Annotated in this window: 2 protein-coding genes; one reads left to right on the forward strand and one right to left on the reverse strand. The window is 71.7% G+C overall.

Annotated elements, in window-relative coordinates; translation table 11 throughout:
• Positions 1 to 231 precede the first annotated feature (231 nt).
• Positions 232 to 1,629 carry a phytoene desaturase family protein gene (locus AC2W7G_RS12460; RefSeq protein ID WP_485868721.1) on the reverse strand — a complete coding sequence of 466 codons (1,398 nt, stop codon included), beginning with the start codon at positions 1,627 to 1,629 and terminating at the stop codon, positions 232 to 234.
• Positions 1,630 to 1,775: 146 nt separating this feature from the next.
• On the opposite strand from AC2W7G_RS12460, the gene AC2W7G_RS12465 reads away from it, so the two are divergent.
• On the forward strand, positions 1,776 to 3,190 hold a 1,415-nt coding region (locus AC2W7G_RS12465; protein ID WP_485868722.1), incomplete at its 3' end, for an FAD-dependent oxidoreductase.

Consider the following 3,190-nt stretch of genomic DNA (forward strand, 5'->3'; position numbering starts at 1 on the left):
CGAAGGTCGTCGAGCGACGTGCGCGAGTCGGGCGCGGACGAGGTCTCGGCGCCGGACGCGTCGTCGTCGGACCCGCAGGCCGCGGTCAGCAGCAGCGTCGAGGCGACGGCGGCGCCGGCGGCGCGGGTGAGGCGGGTGGGCTTCATCGGTCCTCCTGGACACGAGACGACATGAGCTTGTCGGCACAACGATCTCAGCCCGACGCCGGTTCCCCCAGCGTCCCGACCAACGTCACAACGAGCGCAGCGCCCGGACGGCGGCCTGGAAGCCGGACATGCCGTGCACCCCGCCACCCGGCGGCGTCGAGGCCGAGCACAGGTACACGCCGTCGGCGACCTTGTAGGGGTCGGTCGACATCCGCGGACGCATGACGACCTGCCACGGGTCGTTCGCACCACCGGCGATGTCGCCGCCCACGTAGTTCGCGTTGTACTCCTGCCAGGCCTGCGACCCGCGGACGGAGACGGCCAGCACGCGCTCGCGGAACCCGGGCGCGAAGCGCTCGACCTGGCTCAGGAGCGCCTCGGTCGCGTCGCCGGTGTAGCCGTGCGGGACGTGGGCGTAGGCCCAGATCGGGTGGACGTCGCCGGCCGACCGGCTCGGGTCGGCCAGGTGCTGCTGGCACACGATGACGAACGGGCGTTCCGGCATGCGTCCCTGAGCGATGGCCCGCTCGGCGGCGTTGACCTCCTCGATCTCGCCGCCGAGGTGCACGGTGCCGGCCCGGTGGGCCAGCTCGTTCGTCCACGGCACCCCGCCCGCGACGGCCAGGTCGACCTTGAACGTGCCCGGGCCGTACCGCCACCTCCGCAGCGAGCGCCGCACGTGCCACGGCGCCCGGTCGCCGGCCAGGGCGAGGGCCTGGTCCGGGCTGGTGTCGAGCAGGACGAGGTCGGCCTGCGGCAGCTCGGTGACCCGGTGCCCGGTCTCGATGCGTCCGCCGAGCTTGCGCAGCAGCGACGCCATCGCCCGGGTGATGGCGATCGACCCGCCCTTGGCCACGGGCCAGCCCCAGCCGTGCGAGAACGTGCCGAACATGAGGCCCAGCGCGGCCGTGGTCGGACGCGTCAGGGGCTGGACGGCGTGGTCGGCCATGCCGGCGAACAGGGCGCGGGTCTGCGGGTCCTGGAACCGCCGGGCGAACACCGTCGCGGGCAGCAGCGCGTTGACGCCGAAGCGGGCCATGAGCAGCGGGTGGCCGGGCACGTGGACGATGGGGCCGAACAGCTCCTCCACCAGGGCGTCCTTGTGCTCGACGAGCGGGCCGAACGCCTTGCGCCAGCGGTCGCCGTCGACCCCCAGCCCCGCGACCGTGCGGTCCAGGTCGCGGTAGAGCGCGGCGCCGCGGCCGCCGTCGAGCGGGTGGACGGCGTCGATCTCGGGCCACAGCCACTCCAGGCCGTGCTCGGCCAGCGGCAGCGCGCGGAAGAACGGGGAGGCCAGCCCGGTCGGGTGCGCCGCGGAGCAGACGTCGTGCAGGACGCCGGGCAGCGTCAGCTCCTCGGTGCGGGTGCCGCCACCGATCGAGTCGTGGGCCTCCAGCACGGTGACGTCCACGCCGGCCTGCGCGAGGACGATGGCCGCTGCCAGGCCGTTCGGCCCCGATCCCACCACGACGGCTGTCGACACGGGCTCTCCCTTCGTCCGCTCCACCCTCCCAGCGGCTCCAGGGAGCCCGCAATCTCAAGGCGTCTTGCCCGATGGACGCGACGGGTGCCCGATTGGCGCCACCGTTTAGGCTTGCCTAAGACCCAGTCGACCCGGGAGAACACTGAATGAGCAGGCAGCTGCGCGTCGCCATCGTGGGCGCGGGACCGGCCGGCATCTACGCCGCCGACATCCTGACCAAGTCCGACGCCGACGTCACCGTCGACCTGATCGAGCGCGACCCCACGCCGTTCGGCCTGATCCGCTACGGCGTGGCGCCGGACCACCCGCGGATCAAGGAGATCATCAAGGCGCTCAAGCGCGTGATGAGCAACGAGGACATCCGCTTCTTCGGCAACGTCGCGTACGGCGACGACCTCAAGCTCGAGCAGCTGCGCCAGTTCTACGACGCGGTCGTCTTCGCCACCGGCGCCCGCCGCGACCGCGACCTGGACATCCCCGGCATCGACCTGCACGGCAGCTACGGCGCGGCCGACTTCGTCTACTGGTACGACGGCCACCCGGACGTCTCGCGCGAGTGGGACTTCCAGCCGCACGCCGAGTCCGTCGCCGTGCTCGGCGTGGGCAACGTCGGCCTCGACATCGCCCGCATCCTGGCCAAGACGGCCGACGAGCTGCTGGTCACCGAGATCCCCGACAACGTCTACGAGGGCCTGAAGAAGAACGCGGCCAAGGACGTCCACGTCTTCGCGCGCCGCGGCCCGGCCCAGGTGAAGTTCACGCCGATGGAGCTGCGCGAGCTGTCGCACTCGCCCAACATCGACGTCGTCGTGCACCCCGAGGGCTTCGAGTTCGACGAGGGCTCGATGGACGCCATCCGCGCGTCCAAGAGCCAGAAGCTCGTCGTCGACGTCCTGACCAAGTACCTGGCCACCGAGCCGTCGGGCGCCGACCACCGCATCCACATCCACTTCTGCCAGAACCCGGTCGAGATCCTCGGCGAGGACGGCAAGGTCGTCGGCCTGCGCACCGAGGTCACCGAGCTCGACGGCACCGGCAACGTCCGCGGCACGGGCCAGTTCCAGGACTGGCCGGTCCAGGCGGTCTACCGGGCGATCGGCTACTACTCCGACCAGCTCGCCGGCCTGCCGTTCGACACCAACGCCGGCGTCGTGCCCAACGACGGCGGCCACGTGCTCGAGATCGACGGCTCGCCGCTGCCCGGCGCGTACGTCACCGGCTGGATCAAGCGCGGCCCGATCGGCCTGATCGGCCACACCAAGTCCGACGCCAACCAGACCGTCACGATGCTGCTGGAGGACTTCGAGGCCGGCCGCCTGGCTGCCCCCGAGCAGCCCGAGCGCGAGGCGTTCGACCGCCACCTGGACTCGCTCGGCCTGCAGTACACGACCTGGGAGGGCTGGGAGAAGCTCGACGAGCACGAGCTCGGCCTGGGCGAGAGCCACGAGCACCAGCGCGAGCGGGTCAATTTTTTTTTTTTTTTTTTTTGGTCGTCCCGCGCGACGACATGGTGCGCATCGCGCGCGCCTGACGCACCCGTCGCGACGCCCCGCCCGGCCCC

It is taken from the genome of Aeromicrobium sp. PFPM2_SD2 (assembly GCF_057364525.1).